Source organism: Candidatus Frankia alpina, assembly GCF_902806485.1.
Classification (GTDB): Bacteria; Actinomycetota; Actinomycetes; order Frankiales; family Frankiaceae; genus Frankia; species Frankia alpina.
The window spans coordinates 1-693 of sequence record NZ_CADCWT010000538.1; the positions used below are offsets into that span (position 1 = coordinate 1).

2 protein-coding genes are annotated in these 693 nt (G+C 71.4%); both read left to right on the top strand.

Features of this window, described 5'->3' with window-relative positions; genetic code table 11:
* A partial coding sequence (locus G6R25_RS24385; protein WP_205447454.1) for a hypothetical protein occupies positions 1-417 on the top strand: 417 nt, incomplete at its 5' end.
* On the top strand, positions 399-693 hold a 295-nt coding region (locus tag G6R25_RS24390; protein ID WP_205447455.1), incomplete at its 3' end, for a hypothetical protein. The genes G6R25_RS24385 and G6R25_RS24390, both read left to right, overlap by 19 nt.

The window sequence follows — 693 nt, forward strand, 5'->3', positions numbered from 1 at the left end:
GCGCCGGGCGGGTTGACGCTCACGTTCGACGCGGGGCAGAACTCGACACCGAACTTCACCCGGCTCGCCGAACTCGGCCTGCGTTTCGTCGGTTCGGTGCCCCCGTCGGAGCATCCCGGGCTGCTCGCCCGCTCCGCCGGTGACCGGGCGCTGGTCGGCGGTCGCTACGGCGAGGAGAGGCTGACCGTGCTTGACGCGCGCGCCCGGGTCCTCGGGGCCGACCGTCGGGTGCTCCTGACCCATTCGCCGACGCTGCACGCCGCCCAGCAGGTCGGCTTCGCGCAGACCCTGGCGAAGGCCACCGGCGCTCTCGATGAGCTCGCGGCCGGACCCGCCGCGGGCGGGCCGCCGTCGAGGCCGACATCCGGTCGATCCTCGCACCGCGCTGGGTCACCCGGGTGCTGGCCGTCGAGCTGACCGGCGACACCCCGGCCACGTTCCGGCTGACCTGGCGTCGTGACGAGACCAGCCAGACGACGCTGGAGGAGGAGATCTTCGGTAAACGGATCCTCGTGACCGACCACGACGACTGGACGGTCGAGCAGGTCATCGACGCCTACCGCTCCCAGGAGGACCTCGAGGCCGGCTTCCGCCAGGCCAAGGACCCGCATGTCGTCTCCTTCTCCCCGATCCGCCATTTCACCGACCACAAGATCCGGATGCACCTGTTCACCTGCGTGCTCGCCCTCGCGG